Below are 14,432 nucleotides of genomic sequence, written 5' to 3'. Positions count from 1 at the left end.
GCATCCACGAATTCACGGCCGCCCCGGGCACCCCGCGGGCGGCCTTTGTCGCCATCCGGCGGCACGATGAAGGAGGTTGCATGAGCGAAATGACCGAGGCGCCCCCCGCCGCGCCCATCCGTCCCCTGCTGGAGAGCGCGGGCGCCGTCTTCGGCCAGGTGGCCGGGCGCGACGTGGCCCGCCACTTCGGCGACGGCATGGCGGAATACCGGGCCGTCCGGGACTCCGCCGGAATCGCGGAGCGCGGCGACCGCGCGCGCTTCCGGCTGTGGGGCAAGGACCCCGCGCGGATGATCCACGGCCTGATCACCAACGACCTGCTCAAGGCGCCCGCTGGCCAGGGCGTCTACGCGGCCATGCTCACCCCCAAGGGGCGCACCATCGCCGACCTTCGCGTCTTCCGCCGCGAGGGTGCGGGCGGCCCGGAGGTGCTGGTGGACGTCGCCGCCGAGGCGCTGGAGGGTGTCCGCGACCACTTCAAGAAGTTCGTCCCGCCCATGTTCGCCCGCTGGGCCGATGCGACGGACGACATCATCGCGCTCGGGGTCTACGGCCCCCGCTCCCGCGAGCTGCTGGCGTCCGCGCTCGGGGCTGACGTCCCCCCGCTGGAGGAGGATGCGTTCGTGGAGCCGGAGTTCGCCGGTGCGCGCCTGCTGGTGGCGGCCACACGCGAGGCGGGTGGCGAGGAGGGCTTCGACCTCTTCGTCCCCGCGGACCACGCGGCGGAGCTCTGGCGCGCGCTGGTGGAGCGTGGGGCGGAGATGGGAGCGCGGCCCGTGGGCTTCGGGGCGCTGGAGACGCTGCGGATCGAGGCGGGGCGCCCGCGCTACGGCATCGACATCACCGAAGAAACGATCCCGACCGAGGCCTACGAGCAGGCGGGGCTGATGAGCCACGCCATCTCGTTCACCAAGGGATGCTATACGGGGCAGGAGGTGGTAATCCGCATCGCCCACCGCGGCCACGTGAACCGCCATCTGCGCGGACTGCTGCTGGGCGACGTTCCCGTGCCGGCACCCCGCACTCCGCTGACGGATGTTGATACGGGCAAGCAGGTCGGTTGGACGACGAGCGCGGCCTTTTCGCCGATGCTCGGCCAGACGATCGCGCTGGGCTACGTGCGGCGCGAGGTTCAGCCCGGCGAGGACGTGCAGGTGGGCGAGGGCGGGGAGGGACGCGCGCGCGTGGTCAAGCTGCCATTCGACCTGGCATGAAAGAGAGCAGCGCGTCGGCGCTCAAGGAGTGGGCGGTGGCGGACGAGGCGCTTGCCACCGGTCGCGTGTCGCTGCTGGTGCGGAAGGGCGGCATCCACGAACGCGCGGGCGACTTCGACGTGGAGCACGGAGAGTTCTGGATCTTTCCGAGCGGCTGGCACCAGAACCCCGAAGACCTCGCGGACGAGCTTCATCCGCTGCTGAACGCCATCGGCCCGCAGCCGCGCGGCACCATTCCGTTCCGCGTGTACTGCGTGGTCAACGGCGTGCACCGGATCGAGAGCCCCGAGGTGCTGGACCGCCTCCAAGGGCTGCACCCGCTTTCGCCTCCCGCCGCGCACTATCGCTTCAACTACCGCAACCGGCCGTACGTCCACGCGCTGCTCGTCCGCGCGTACCGCCTGGACGAGCCGGTGACGCTCCCCGACGTGCACCGCTACGAGGGCTGCGTGTCGTGGGTGGAGCTGGACCAGCCGATCCCCACCGTCGGCCTCCGCCCCGTGCTGACGGACGAAGAGTTCACCGCCGTGCGGGCGGACATCCTGGGCCGGCTCCGCGCGCCCGTCCCGAACGCGAGCCATCTGTCAGCCTGAGGCCCAGGCGTATTCGGCCCCAACGCGGGCAATCTGTCACCCTGAGGCGCAGGCGCACCGTTCCATCCCGTACGCCAGACCTCGCGCGCCGAAGGCTCTAGCCGCGGCTACGTAACAGCTTGGGCGCGGCAGCGAGCACGGTTGCGTGGGCCTCGGCCTCGTCGCGGTGTGGCGGATGATGGGCATGTCGGCTGGCTTCCGCGCATGCCCCGGCCGCCCCCTAACCCCAGCCCTTCCCCCGCAAACCCCGCGGGGGGAAGGGAGCCAGCCCGGTGCGGTTCGACGGACTACCTCGCATACCTCGGGAGCCCCCTCCCCCCGGCCCCCGCTGCGCAGGGGAGGGGGAGACCTGAACTCCGCTTCGGCTGGCCCGGGCGCAGTCGAAAAAGAAGGCCGGGGCCAGGAGCGGTGCGCTTCGGACAAAGCGGCGCATGCCCCCTGGCCGCCCTCTCTCCCCGGCCCTTTCCCCCGCAAGCGGGGGAAAGGGAGAATTCGATCGCGCTCCGGTGGCCTTAGCGCACTCGACTACGCGTGCAGTCCGCGCAGGCGGACTTCGTGATTTGCCAGCTGCGGTTTCAACCGCCGGAACGGATGTGGCGGCCTCTGCACTGGTGACCGCTGCCGCGCCCGGGCTAAGAGGCGTCCGCGATTAGATCCTTCGGCCCGCGAAAGATGGGGTACTGGCAGGTGTCGCTCGCCTGGGCCTCAGGATGACAGGTCGTTGCGCGACAATGGTTTGAGAGGCGCACTGGACTGGCTCCCTTCCCCCGCGCAGTTTGCGGGGGAAGGGTTGGGGATGGGGGGCGCCGGCCCGAGCACCCGACATTGCCACCCACGCCTCGACTCTGGGGTGTATCCCCTCTCCCACGGTGTTTGTGGGAGAGGGTGGACGAGCCTAGGCGAGGACGGGTGAGGGCCTCCTACGGTACCAGCATCGGCCCGAACCCCGCCGGCAGCGACAGCGTGAACGTCGACCCCACGTCCCGCTTCGACCGCACGGTCACGTCTCCCCCCAGCCGCCGCGCCAGCTGCCGCGACAAGGCCAGCCCCATCCCCGTCCCCCCGTACCGCCGCGTCGCCGACCCGTCGATCTGCAGGAACTGCGCGAAGATGCGTTCCTGGTCGGCCTCGTCGATCCCGATCCCCGTGTCCTCGACCTCCCAAACGATGGAGTGCCGCGCGTCGCCTCCGGCGCGCGCCTCGGGGGTCCACGGCGAGCCGCTGCTCACGCGCACGCGCACCGTCACCCGCCCCGCCGGCGTGAATTTAAACGCGTTGCCCACCAGGTTGCGAAGGATGCGCACCACCTGGCTTGGATCGGTGCGCACCGGCACGGCCGCATCGGGGGCCAGCGTGCGCACCTCCACCTCGGGCGCGGGGGGCGCCAGCCCCGACATGGCCGCACGGGCCAGCGCCACCGCGTCGCACGTTTCCGGGCGCACGTCCAGGCGGCCCAGCTGAAGGTTGGCCATGTTCAGCAGGTCGTCGATCAGCTCCATCAGCTGCATGGCCGCCGTCTCCACCCGCTCCACGCTCTGCGCCTGCTCGTCGGTCAGCGGGCCGGCGTGGCGCTCGCGCAGCAGGTAGGTGAAGCCCAGGATGGCGGTGAGCGGCGTGCGCAGCTCGTGCGACACGTTGGCCAGGAACTCGTTCTTCAGCCGGCGCGCCTCTTCGGCCTCGCGAAAGCGTGCCTCCAGCTCCACGTTCTGCTCGCGAAGCTGCACGTTGGCCCGCTGAAGGTCTTCGATCAGGTGCGCCTTCTCGGCCGTGGCGCTCAGCTGGTCGGCCACCAGCCGCAGCAGCGAGCGGTCGGCCTCGTCCAGCGGGTCGGTGCGGGCGAAGTAGAAGGTGAGCGCGCCCTCGGCCTGGCCGGCCAGGATGATGGGTAGCGACACGGAGGATGCGAATCCGAGCTCGCCCGCCGCGTCCCACCAGTCGGCCAGCTCGGGATCGGCGAACACGTCGTACACCTCCACCGGCCTCCCCTCGGCCACGGCGCTGCCGGTGGGGCCCAACCCCACGCGTACCCGCATTTCCCCAAGGAACCTGCGGTACGCCGTGGGCCAGTTCCAGGCGGCCACCAGGCGCAGCACGTCGTCGCTTTCGCGCAGGTACACGCAGCCGAACGCCGCGCCCACGACGGGGGCAACCCGTTCCAGGGCAAGGCGATACACCTCGTCGGGCGTGCGCGCCGTCAGGAAGGCGTGGGCGATCTCGCGGGCCGCCGTCAGCTCGCGAAGATGGCGCTCATGAGCGGGAATCGGCGCAGCTACTGGGGTTTCTTGCACGGCAACTCTCTTGACGAGTGCGAAGGGTGCACCTACTCTACGGTGCGAACGGCGCCGCCGTTTGGTTTTTTCGCCAGGTCACACCCTCTTAAAGACAGGAGCTCCTTCGTGAACAAGTCTGAACTCATTCAGCAGCTCGCCTCCCGCGCCGATCTGAGCCGTGCCGAGGCCACCAAGGCGGTCGACGCGCTGTTCGGCGTAGAGGGCGGCATCATCGCCGACGCGCTGCGGAACGGGGACAAGGTGCAGATCACGGGGTTCGGCAGCTTCGAGAGCAAGAAGCGCGAGGCCCGCAAGGGTCGTAACCCGCGCACCGGCAACGAGATCGACATCGCGGCCAGCACCAGCGCGGCGTTCAAGATCGGCAAGCGCCTCAAGGACATGCTCGGCGCCTGACAGGCCCGTGCCGGTTCTCCATCCCGAGGGGCCACGGTTCGTACCGCGGCCCCTCGTGTTTTCATCCACGTTCCACCCAACCGCCGCCGTCCCACCATGCCAAGGAAGAAGCGTCCGCCCGTCGGGGGCGTGTCCCGCGAGGCGTGGGGAACGGTGCATCCCGTGCTGGACCTGCACGGCCTTAGCGGAGACGAGGCGCGGCGCCGCGCCGCGGAATGGCTGCGCGCTCGCCAGGCCGAGAACGTCCGCACGGTGGTCGTGGTCACCGGCCGCGGCCTCCACTCCGGCGGCATCCCCGTGGTCCGCAACGAGATCGAGCACCTGCTGGCCGTGCTGAAGGGCACGCTCGTCAGCCGCTGGAGCGCCGAGAACCTGGGCGGCAGCTTTCGCGTGGAGCTTCGCCGCCCCGCCCGCACCCATGCGTCCCGGCCCCCCGCCCCCGTGCCGCCGCTGCTGCGCGACGCCGAACCCGCCCTGCGCCTGCGGGCCGAGGAAGCGCTCGCCGACCTGGGCATCGCCTCCACCCCCGCCTTGCTGGAGGCGGAGATCCGCCGCCTGCTGGACGAGGGCTGAGCGGCGGGCAAGAGTGTAGCCGACGAAAAGGGCGGCGCGCAATGGCTGCGCGCCGCCCTTTCCCGATTCATCCCCGCGCCGTCACTCGTCGCGCGGGCGCCGGAAGCCGCCCCCACCCGCGCCGCCGCGCGGGCCGGAACCGCCACGGGGACCGCCTGCGCCGCCCCCGGGGCGGGGACGGCCACCGGGGCCACCGGATCCGCCACGGGGACGATCGTCGCGGTCGCGCGGCCGGTCGTCGCGGGGCCGGTCCTCGCGCGGTCCCCCCGCCCCCGGCCCGCGCTGCATGCGGCGCATGGGCGGCCCGCCGCCGCCGGGGCCCGCCTTCTTCTGGCGATCGTAGTCCACGCGCAGGCTGCGGCCCTTCATGCTGGTGCCGTTCAGCGCGCTGATCACCCGCTCGGCCATCTCCGCCGGCACCTCGACCACGGAAAAGGTGTCGCGGATGTCGATCTTGCCGATGCTGCTCCCCGGGATGTCGGCCTCGCCCGCGATGGCGCCCATCAGCTCGTTGGGGCGCACGTTGTCGCGCTCGCCCACGCTGATGAACAGCCGCGCGAACGCGCCCGGGATGGCGCCCGACTCGGCGTGCCCGCCCGGCGCCGGACGGGCCAGGCGGTTGCGCGCGGCCGCCGCGGCCGCGGGAAGGGCGTCCGCCGCCGAGGCCGCCGCCGGCTCGGCCGCGCGCTTCTTGCGCAGCAGCGCGGACGCCGCCGCGGCGATCTCGGTCGCCGTGAAGTCTTCCAGCAGCGGCTCCAGGATCAGCATCTGCGCGGCCAGGTCTTCCTCGCGCAGGGCCCGGCGCAGGTCGCCGCGGAAGGCGCGCAGCTCCGCCGATCCGCCGACCGGCGCCTCGCCCTCGATCCCCCCCGGCTGCGCATGGAACCCCGCGCGCCTGGCGATCTGGCGAAGGTGCGCCAGCTCGCGCGGCTCCACCAGCACGAAGCCCGGGTCTTCGCCGCCGTGGCGCGCCCGCAGCGTGGCCTCGTCCGCAGGAACGTCGAAGCTGATCACCTGCCCCTCCGGCGCATCCGCGTCCTCGTCCACCGTGGAGCCCAGCACCACCACGTCGGCGTCGGGATCCTCCGCGTCGCCGACGAGGAAGCCGCGAAGGGTCAGCGCCTCGGACACCTGCGCCGCGCGCTCGTCCGTGCGGCAGTACAGCACCGGCGCCGGGCCGCCGCCCAGCAGGCGGGCCACGGTCCCCAGCTTGTCGCGCTCCGCGACGGCCACGTAGCCGACGGTGGACGTGGGCTCGGCCGCGGCCTCGTGAAGGTCAGGCGAGGCGGGCTCGGACGGGTAGCGCAGGGCGCGCTTCACCCGGCGGCCGGCCAGGTCTTCTACCGGTTCGCTGACCTCGGCGGTAACGATCACCCGCTGCGCGTCGCGCGGCAGGTGGTCGAAGAGGGTTTCCAGCGTTTCCCATCCGCCCAGCGCGTGGATCTCCGACGCGCCATCCACCACCACCGCCTCCACGCCTTCCAGCTTCACCTCGGAGGTGCGCACGCCCTCCATCACCTCCTGGGGCGTGGCGGCCAGCACCTCGGCCTCGCCCGCGCCCGTCCCCCATCCCCCGCCAGACCCGCTGACGGTGAGCCCCGCGGCCTGGGCGAAGGGCACCAGCTCCAGCGCTGCGCGGGCCGCGGCCTCGGGGGTGGCGGTAAGGATCAGCAGGCGAACGCCGGACGGCGCCTCGTCGAGTGACGCAGACTCATCGCCCTCGTCGTCGTCAGCGGCGGGCTCGCGCGCGGGCAGCCGGTCCAGCACGCCCAGCCCGTACGCCAGCGTCTTGCCGGCGCCGCTGCTGGCGCGCGCCACCAGGTTTCCCTCGCGCCGCAGAACGGGGATCACGGCCTGCTGAAGGCCGGTGGGATGCTCGATCCCCGCGTCTTCCAGGGCGGCCAGCAGCGGCTCGCCAAGCCCGAGGTCGTTGAATGAAGCCATATAACCGTCGTCAGTCAGAGAGAAAAAGTACCAAGTGCCAAGTACGGAGTACCAAGTGCCTGGTGCCGTAGTTTATCCTTGGTACTTGGCACTTGTCACTTGGCACTCGTTGTCCAGCAAGTAACCTGCCTTACGCCCCTCCACCCGGGGCCCGCGCGGGCAGCCGCAGCGTGAAGGTGCTGCCCTGGCCGGGCGCGGAGGCCACGCGGATGGAACCGCCCAGGAGCTGCGCCAGCCGCCGCGAGATGGGCAGCCCCAGCCCCGTGCCCGTGCCCGATTGGCGGTCGATCTGCACGAACTCCTCGAAGATGCGCGCCTGGTCGGCCGGGTCGATGCCGCGGCCCTGGTCCGCCACCACGATCTCCACCCCGCCGTCGCCCAGCCCCCGGCACGACACGCTCACCGGCTTGCCGCCGCCGAACTTGATGGCGTTGGAGAGCAGGTTCAGCACGATCTGGCGCACCCGCCGCGGATCGGTGACCACCGGCAGGCAGGGCGACCCGCCCGGCGTCATCTCCAGCGCCACGCCGTTCTCCTCGGCCATCGGCCGCACCGTGTCCATCAGCTCCGCCACCAGGTCGCCGGGAACGACCTCCTCCACCTCTACCTCGATGCGGCCCGCCTCGATCTTGGACAGGTCCAGCACGTCGTTCACCAGTTCCAGCAGGTGCCGCGCGGCCCGCGCCGACCGCTCCAGTGCGTCGCGCTGCTGCTCCACCACGGGGCCGAAGATGCCCTCCAGGATCAGCTCGGTGTAGCCGATCACCGCGTTGATGGGCGTGCGCAGCTCGTGGCTCATGGCCGCGTAGAACCGGCTGCGCGTGGCCAGCGCGCGCTCCAGCTCGGCGGAGCGCTCGGCCAGGTCCACGTTCACCATCTCCAGCTCGGCGGCCTGGCTTTCCAGCTCCCCCGCCTGCGCCTCCAGCTCCGACTGCGTTTCGCGCAGGTGGGTGACGTCGTGAAGCACCAGGGCGCGCACGCTGTGGCCCGACGCCATCACCGGCACCACGGCCACCTCGCCCACGGCGGGCTCGCCCGCGCGCCGGCGGTAGGTGACCTCGCCCCGGGCGGCCCCCCTGCGCGCCGCCTCGAGCAGCGCTTCGAAGTCCTCGCGCGGCTCCGGCCGCAGCAGGTCCAGCAGCGGCCGTCCCAGCGCGTCGGCCCGGGCGTGGCCGATGGTGGCCTCGGCGGCGGGGTTCCACGAGAGCACGTTGCCGTCGTCGTCCAGCGACACCACCGGGTCCGGCAGCACGTCGAGCAGCGCGGCCAGGAACGCGTCCGACACCAGCGCCCGCTCCCCGCGCCGGGGCTCCACGCGGGCCAGGTCGCGCGCCACGGCCTTTTCCGTCCCGCGGAAGCGGCGCCGCTGGGCGGTCACCGAGGCGGCGCGGCGCAGCAGGTCGGCGTCCACTTGCTCGGGCTCCACCACCCACAGCTCGCCCAGCCCGGGGGCGAACAGCAGCGCCCGCTCCATTTCGGTCCGCCTCCCCGCCTCGGCGACGATCACCGCCTGCAGCGTGGGGTCCAGCGTCCGCAGCCGCCGCGCGACGGCCAGCGCTTCGCGTGGCGACCCGTCCACGAACGCCGCGTCGGCCCCCTCCACCTGCGCCGCCAGGTTGTCGTTGGCGACTCCCGGGTGCACGGCGTCGCCGGCCCCGAGCGCCGAACGCCAGGGAACGTCCCCCGCGGCCAGCACCAGCGCGCGCGGCCCGTCCATCAGAGCAGCGGCAGGTTCAGCAGGGCGCGTCCCACCCACGTCTTGAGGACGTCGGTGGTGGGCGCCATCACGTGGGCCGCGCGGGCGTCGCGAAGGATGCGCGACAGGCGGGCGTTCTCGCGGTAGGCGATGCCGCCGCACAGCGTCATCGCCTCGTTGGCCACGTGCACCGCCGTCTCCCCCGCCGCGGCCTTGCACCCCAGCACGCCCAGCAGCGCGCCGGGCTCGCCCGCGTCCGCGCGCTGGGCGGCGGAGTGCACCAGCTGCCGGGTGCGCTCCACCTCGATCCACAGCTCGCCCAACCGGTGAGAAAGCACGGGCTGGCTCCCCAGCAGCTCACCGGAGTGCGAGTGGCGGCGCGAGCCCAGGTGCTCGCGCGCGGCTTCGAGCGCGGCGGCGGCCACGCCCAGGTAGGTGCCCGCCATCGCCATCAGAAAGTAGGGCGCCACCACCTCGAACACGTACCACAGCTGGTCGCCCTCTTCACCGAGCAGGTTGTGCCAGGGCACGCGCACCCCGTTCATCGTGGCGGACCGCGAGCTGTTGCCCCGCATCCCCAGCCCGTGCCACGGTTCCGACCACTCCAGCCCCGGCGTGCCCTCGTCCACCAGCACGCACGAAAAGCTGCCCTCGCCGCCCGCGTCGTCCGCGGCGCGGGTGGAGACGACGTACGACTGCGCCTGCCCGCCGTTGGTAACGAAGCTCTTGATCCCCGTCACCAGGAAGTCGTCGCGGTCGGCCGCGATCCGGGTTTCGGGAACGTAGAAGTGAACGCCGGTGCCGGGCTCGCTGAGCGCCAGCGTGGTGACGTGCTCGCCCCGGGCGATGGGGCGCAGGTACGCCTCCTTCTGCCAGTCGGTGGCCTTGGCGGCGATCACCGCCGTGCCCACGCAGTGCATGGCGAAGCACATGGCGGTGGATGCGCCCTGCGACGCCAGCGTCTCCGACACGGCCACCAGCCCCACCAGCCCCTCGCCGTGGCCGCCCAGCGCCTCGGGAACGTTCAGCCCCAGCAGCCCGGCGTCGCCCAGGGCGCGCATGGACTCGGCCGGCCAGAGCGCTTCGTGATCCTCGCGCTCGGCGCTGGGCGCGATCACCGTGTCCGCGATTTCCCGCGCCGCGCCCACCAGCCGCGCCAGCCGCCCCGATGCCAGTTCCGCCATCAGCCGCCCCGGTTTCGCCGAATCGTCGTCCGCCCCGCGCCAACTTACACGATGTGTGCCCGCCGCGCTTGCAGCGCCTCGGCCGCGGGGCTACGCTTCGGCCCCGTTTCCTCCGATCCGTGTCCATCCCATGCCCGATCCCGATCGTCCGCGCGGCCCCCTGTCCGGCGTCCGCGTGCTGGACCTTACCCGCGTGCTGGCGGGCCCGCTGTGCACCATGACGCTGGGCGACCTGGGCGCGGAGGTCATCAAGATAGAGCGCCCCGGCGCCGGTGACGACACCCGCGCGTGGGGCCCGCCCTGGGCGGATGGGCCGCAGGGCCGCGAATCGGCCTACTACCTGTGCGTCAACCGCAACAAGCGCTCGGCCGCGGTAGACCTGAAGGGCGATGACGGCCGCGCGCTCGTCCGCGGCTTGGCGCGCGAGGCCGACGTGCTGGTGGAGAACTACGCGCCGGGGATGATGTACGGCTGGGGGCTGGGATACGAGGACCTCTCGGCAGAGAATTCTGGCCTGATCTACTGCTCGGTGACGGGATACGGAGGCGACGGGCCAGAGGCGGGGCGGCCCGGCTACGACTTCGCGGTGCAGGCGCGGGCGGGGTGGATGGCCATCACGGGCGAGCCCGGCGGCGCGCCGGCCAAGGTGGGCGTGGCGGTGGTGGACGTGCTGACGGGTCAGAACGCCACGATCGCCATCCTCGCGGCGCTGGCGGAGCGTGCGGCGTCGGGGCGCGGGCAGCGGGTGGAGGTGTCGCTCTTCGATTCCGCGCTCGCAGGACTGGTGAACGTCACGCAGGCGGCGCTGGTCACCGGGCGCGAGCCGCGGCGCTGGGGAAACGCGCACGCTACGATCGTCCCCTACCAGGCGTTCGACGCGGCGGACCGCGCGTTCGTGGTGGCCGTGGGCAATGACGCGCAGTGGCGGCGGCTATGCGAGGCGATCGGCGCGGACGCCCTGCGCGACGACGACCGCTTCGCCACCAACCCGGGCCGCGTGGAGCACCGCGACGAACTCGTCCCCGTGCTGGCCGCCCTCTTCCGCGGCGCACCGGCGGCGGAGTGGCTGGGGCGGATGGAGGCGGCCGGCGTGCCCTGCGCCCCCGTGCAGACAGTAAGCGAGGCGCTGCGCGACCCCGTCCTCCTGCAGCGCGCGGGCCTCTGGCCGATGGAGGGCGCCGGCTACGGATCTGTGGATACAATCGCCTCGCCCCTGCGCCTGGACCGCACCCCTGCGGGCCTGCACCACGCCGCACCCGCGCTGGGAGAGCACACGGACGACGTGGCGCGGGAGGGGTGGGGCACCCGGCCCAAGAGCGGGTAAACCGCACGCGCACCGCACCTGCCGAAGCGCGATTTGTCATCCCGACGGAGCGGCCACGGGCAACCTGCGCCACACCGATACTCCGCAGCGACCGAGGGATCCGCCACACACACCGGGCGCGCCACACGGTCCTCCTGACACGAAAACAGGCCAGTCCGCGAAGGCGGACTTCGTGTGGTCGTTGCAGCGAATTCATTCGCCCGACCGGGCCGAGGCCACGACATTGTGACCCGTCGGCATGCCCGGACCAGGACCCTGGCGGCGGACGGCGCGATTCGAGATCGGCGGTGCATTTCCCGGCTGCCCTCTCCCCCCGGCCCCCTCTCCCGCAAGCGGGAGAGGGGGAGAACTGCACCATGCTCGGGCGCGCCACACGGTCCTCCTCACACGAGAACAAGCCAGTCCGCGAAGGCGGACTTCGTGTAGTCGTTGCAGCGAATCCATTCGCCCGACGGAGCCGAGGCCTTGGGTAGGGCGCCTCCGCGTCACGATGCAGCACCGTCGTGCGTTGCAGAGGTGCCGCGGCCACCGAAAGGGAACCGCGCGGCGAGCGGGTGGTATGGTGCGCGGCGCCGGCACCGCCGGCCTGGATGACGAAACACGACCGACGGCGTGGGCGGGAGCCCGGCCGGCGTGACCCTAGCCCCACGGAGCGTCTGATGAAGATCCGCAAGCTCGCCGTCGCGCTGCTGCTGGCCGTTGCGGCCGCAGGCTGCGACAACCCGTTCGACAACGACCAGTTCCAGCGCGAAGAGCTCGCCCGGGCCCGCGCCCTGTGGGCCCGCGAGGGCGGCCCCTCGTACACGTTCACGGTGGAGCTGCAGTGCTACTGCGCGGCCGGAACGTCGCTGGCCCCGGTCTTGGTCACCGTGAAGAACGGTCAGCCCGTCAGCCGCATCTACGAGAAGGCCAACGCGGCGGACCCATCGGTCGCCGCGTCCGCCGAGGTGTTCGGCCCGTACGACACCGTCGACGAGCTGTTCGAGGTGATCGAGGACGCCATCGACCGTGACGCGAACGTGCTGCAGGTGGGCTACGACGACGCGAAGGGCTTTCCCGAGATCATCAACGTCGCCGTGAAAGGCGGCGCCAGCAACGACCAGCGGATCGTGTTCATCAGCGATTTCGCCCTGACGCCGGCGAGCTGATGGAACGGCCGTTTCACGCAGAGGACGCAGAGAAGACAGAGAGGACGCAGAGGGCTCGGCCAGCCTCTGCGTCCTCTCCTTTTTCTCTGCGTCCTCTGCGTGATGCTTTTCGGTTTTTAGACCGGGATCAGCGCGGAACCTTCGCCCTCGCCAGGATCCTCCGCCGGGCCGCCGTCTTCCGCGGCATCGTCCGGCGCGGGGAAGAGGAGGGCACCCAGCGTTTCCAGCAGTTCGTCGCGCCCCTCGCCGTTCAGCGCCGAAAAGGCGATGGCCTGGTCGGGGGTGATGTCGAGCTTGCGCACCGAGGCGGCGAACTGCTCCTCGCGCTTGGTCTTGTTCAGCTTGTCGGCCTTGGTGAAGGCGAACAGCACGGGAATGCCCAGCTCGGCCAGGTAGTCCACCGAACGCAGGTCGTCGGGCGACGGGCCGGTGCGCAGGTCGATGAGCTGAACGACGCCGGCCAGGTCCTTGGCGGTGGAGATGAAGCCGTGGATGACCCCCTCCCACTTCTTGCGCAGGGCGTCGGGCACCCGGGCGTAGCCGTAGCCGGGCAGGTCCACCAGAAAGAAGTCGCCCAGGTCCGAGCGGACGTGGTAGAAGTTGATCTCCTGCGTCTTGCCGGGCTGCTGCGACACGCGGGCGATGGCGGTTCGCGTGCGCCCCAGCAGCCGGTTGATGAGCGACGACTTGCCCACGTTTGACCGGCCGGAGAACGCCACCTGCGGCATTCCCCGCGCGCTCTCGGGAGGCGCCTGCCCCAGCTGTCCGATGGCCCCGGCGAACTCGACCGACTTGATCCTCACGCTTCCTTCTTCCGCCGCGGCTCGGGCGCCAGCACCAGCAGCGGCGGCACGGCCTCGGTGACGCACTCGGGGGTGACCACCACCTCGCGCACGTCCTGACGGCTGGGGATGTCGAACATGATGTCGCGCATCAGGTTCTCGATCACCGCGCGCAAGCCGCGGGCGCCGGTTCCCCGCTCGATGGCCTGCTTCGCGATGGCCCGGATGGCCGCCGGGTCGAAGGTGATCCCCACGCCGTCCATCCCGAAGATCTTCTGGTACTGCTTGACCAGCGCGTTCTTCGGCTCGGTCAGGATGCGAACCAGCGCATCCTCGTCCAGGTTCTCCAGCGTCACCATCACCGGAAGGCGGCCCACCAGCTCGGGGATCAGCCCGAAGCGCAGCAGGTCTTCGGGCTCCACGTCGCGGAACGGGTTGGCGTCCTTGCTGTCGGTGTCGCGCGCGTCGGCCTTGGCGCCAAAGCCGATCTGCCGCTTGCCGCGCCGCGCCTCGATGATCTTCTCGAGCCCGTCGAAGGCGCCGCCGCAGATGAACAGGATGTGCTTGGTGTTGATCTGGATGTATTCCTGCTGCGGGTGCTTGCGCCCCCCCTGCGGCGGAACGGAGGCCGTGGTCCCCTCCAGGATCTTCAGCAGCGCCTGCTGCACCCCCTCGCCGCTGACGTCGCGGGTGATGGAGGGGTTCTCGCTCTTGCGGGCGATCTTGTCGATCTCGTCGACGTAGATGATGCCCCGCTCGCACTCGGCCACGTTGAAGTCGGCGGCCTGCAGCAGGCGGACGAGGATGTTCTCCACGTCCTCGCCCACGTACCCCGCCTCGGTGAGCGTGGTGGCGTCGACGATGGTGAACGGCACGTGAAGCACGCGCGCCAGCGTCTGGGCCAGCAGCGTCTTCCCCACGCCCGTGGAGCCGATGAGCATGATGTTGCTCTTGTCGAGCTCCACCTCGTCCATCACCCCGTGGTTGTTCACCCGCTTGTAGTGGTTGTACACCGCCACCGACAGCGACTTCTTGGCCTGCTCCTGCCCCACCACGTACTGGTCCAGCACCTCCTTGATCTCCAGCGGCGTGGGAACCGGCGTGGCGGCGCTGGTGGCCTCCTTGATCTCCTCCTCGGCCAGGATCTCGTTGCAGAGCGAAATGCACTCGTTGCAGATGTACACCGAGGGCCCGGAGATGAACCGCTTCACCGAGTCCTTGGATTTTCCGCAGAACGAGCAGCGGAGATGCTTGTCGCTGGGCATGCCTGAACCTGCTGGAGAAATGAAA

At 71.4% G+C, this 14,432-nt stretch carries 12 protein-coding genes; 6 read left to right on the top strand and 6 right to left on the bottom strand.

Annotated elements, in window-relative coordinates; all coding sequences use genetic code 11:
* Positions 1–80: 80 nt before the first annotated feature.
* Together VF632_RS07055 and VF632_RS07050 are read left to right on the top strand one after the other, a co-directional pair.
* The gene (locus tag VF632_RS07055; protein WP_331022162.1) at positions 81–1,214 is read left to right on the top strand and encodes an aminomethyltransferase family protein; all 1,134 of its coding nucleotides are present in this window, start codon (positions 81–83) and stop codon (positions 1,212–1,214) included.
* Positions 1,211–1,807, top strand: a complete 597-nt coding sequence (locus VF632_RS07050; RefSeq protein WP_331022161.1) for a DUF1802 family protein — start codon at positions 1,211–1,213, stop codon at positions 1,805–1,807. The genes VF632_RS07055 and VF632_RS07050 overlap by 4 nt, the downstream gene beginning before the upstream one ends.
* A gap of 920 nt (positions 1,808–2,727) precedes the next feature.
* On the opposite strand, the gene VF632_RS07045 is transcribed toward VF632_RS07050, so the two are convergent.
* Entirely contained in the window at positions 2,728–4,095 is a 1,368-nt protein-coding gene (locus tag VF632_RS07045) for an ATP-binding protein (protein WP_331022160.1), read from the bottom strand.
* Between the two features lie 108 nt (positions 4,096–4,203).
* Here VF632_RS07045 and VF632_RS07040 point away from each other — a divergent pair, with 108 nt between their 5' ends.
* Both VF632_RS07040 and VF632_RS07035 read left to right on the top strand, forming a co-directional pair.
* Positions 4,204–4,491, top strand: a complete 288-nt coding sequence (locus VF632_RS07040) for an HU family DNA-binding protein (RefSeq protein WP_331022159.1) — start codon at positions 4,204–4,206, stop codon at positions 4,489–4,491.
* Between the two features lie 96 nt (positions 4,492–4,587).
* Complete coding sequence (locus VF632_RS07035; RefSeq protein ID WP_331022158.1) at positions 4,588–5,064, top strand: Smr/MutS family protein; 477 nt, start codon at positions 4,588–4,590, stop codon at positions 5,062–5,064.
* An 81-nt stretch (positions 5,065–5,145) separates the two neighbouring features.
* Here VF632_RS07035 and VF632_RS07030 read toward each other — a convergent pair whose 3' ends face one another.
* From VF632_RS07030 to VF632_RS07020, 3 genes are all read right to left on the bottom strand, one after another.
* Complete coding sequence (locus VF632_RS07030) at positions 5,146–7,008, bottom strand: DbpA RNA binding domain-containing protein (protein WP_331022157.1); 1,863 nt, start codon at positions 7,006–7,008, stop codon at positions 5,146–5,148.
* Positions 7,009–7,138: 130 nt separating this feature from the next.
* Complete coding sequence (locus VF632_RS07025) at positions 7,139–8,725, bottom strand: PAS domain-containing sensor histidine kinase (protein WP_331022156.1); 1,587 nt, start codon at positions 8,723–8,725, stop codon at positions 7,139–7,141.
* A complete protein-coding gene (locus VF632_RS07020; protein WP_331022155.1) occupies positions 8,725–9,888 on the bottom strand; it encodes an acyl-CoA dehydrogenase family protein in 1,164 nt (387 codons plus the stop codon). Before VF632_RS07020 ends, VF632_RS07025 begins: the two co-directional genes overlap by 1 nt.
* A 130-nt stretch (positions 9,889–10,018) precedes the next feature.
* Here VF632_RS07020 and VF632_RS07015 point away from each other — a divergent pair, with 130 nt between their 5' ends.
* Both VF632_RS07015 and VF632_RS07010 read left to right on the top strand, forming a co-directional pair.
* Positions 10,019–11,212: a CoA transferase gene (locus VF632_RS07015; RefSeq protein WP_331022154.1), complete on the top strand. Its 1,194-nt coding sequence runs from the start codon at positions 10,019–10,021 to the stop codon at positions 11,210–11,212.
* Positions 11,213–11,871: 659 nt separating this feature from the next.
* On the top strand, positions 11,872–12,360 hold the full coding sequence (locus VF632_RS07010; RefSeq protein WP_331022153.1) for a DUF6174 domain-containing protein: 489 nt from the start codon (positions 11,872–11,874) through the stop codon (positions 12,358–12,360).
* A gap of 116 nt (positions 12,361–12,476) precedes the next feature.
* On the opposite strand, the gene yihA is transcribed toward VF632_RS07010, so the two are convergent.
* Positions 12,477–13,163 carry a ribosome biogenesis GTP-binding protein YihA/YsxC gene (gene yihA / locus VF632_RS07005; protein WP_331022152.1) on the bottom strand — a complete coding sequence of 229 codons (687 nt, stop codon included), beginning with the start codon at positions 13,161–13,163 and terminating at the stop codon, positions 12,477–12,479.
* A complete protein-coding gene (gene clpX / locus VF632_RS07000) occupies positions 13,160–14,407 on the bottom strand; it encodes an ATP-dependent Clp protease ATP-binding subunit ClpX (RefSeq protein WP_331022151.1) in 1,248 nt (415 codons plus the stop codon). The genes yihA and clpX overlap by 4 nt, the downstream gene beginning before the upstream one ends.
* Positions 14,408–14,432 lie beyond the last annotated feature (25 nt).

This window comes from Longimicrobium sp. (assembly GCF_036388275.1).
GTDB lineage: Bacteria > Gemmatimonadota > Gemmatimonadetes > Longimicrobiales > Longimicrobiaceae > Longimicrobium.
Note: the sequence above shows the minus strand (reverse complement) of the source record. Positions and strands in the feature narration are given on the sequence as shown.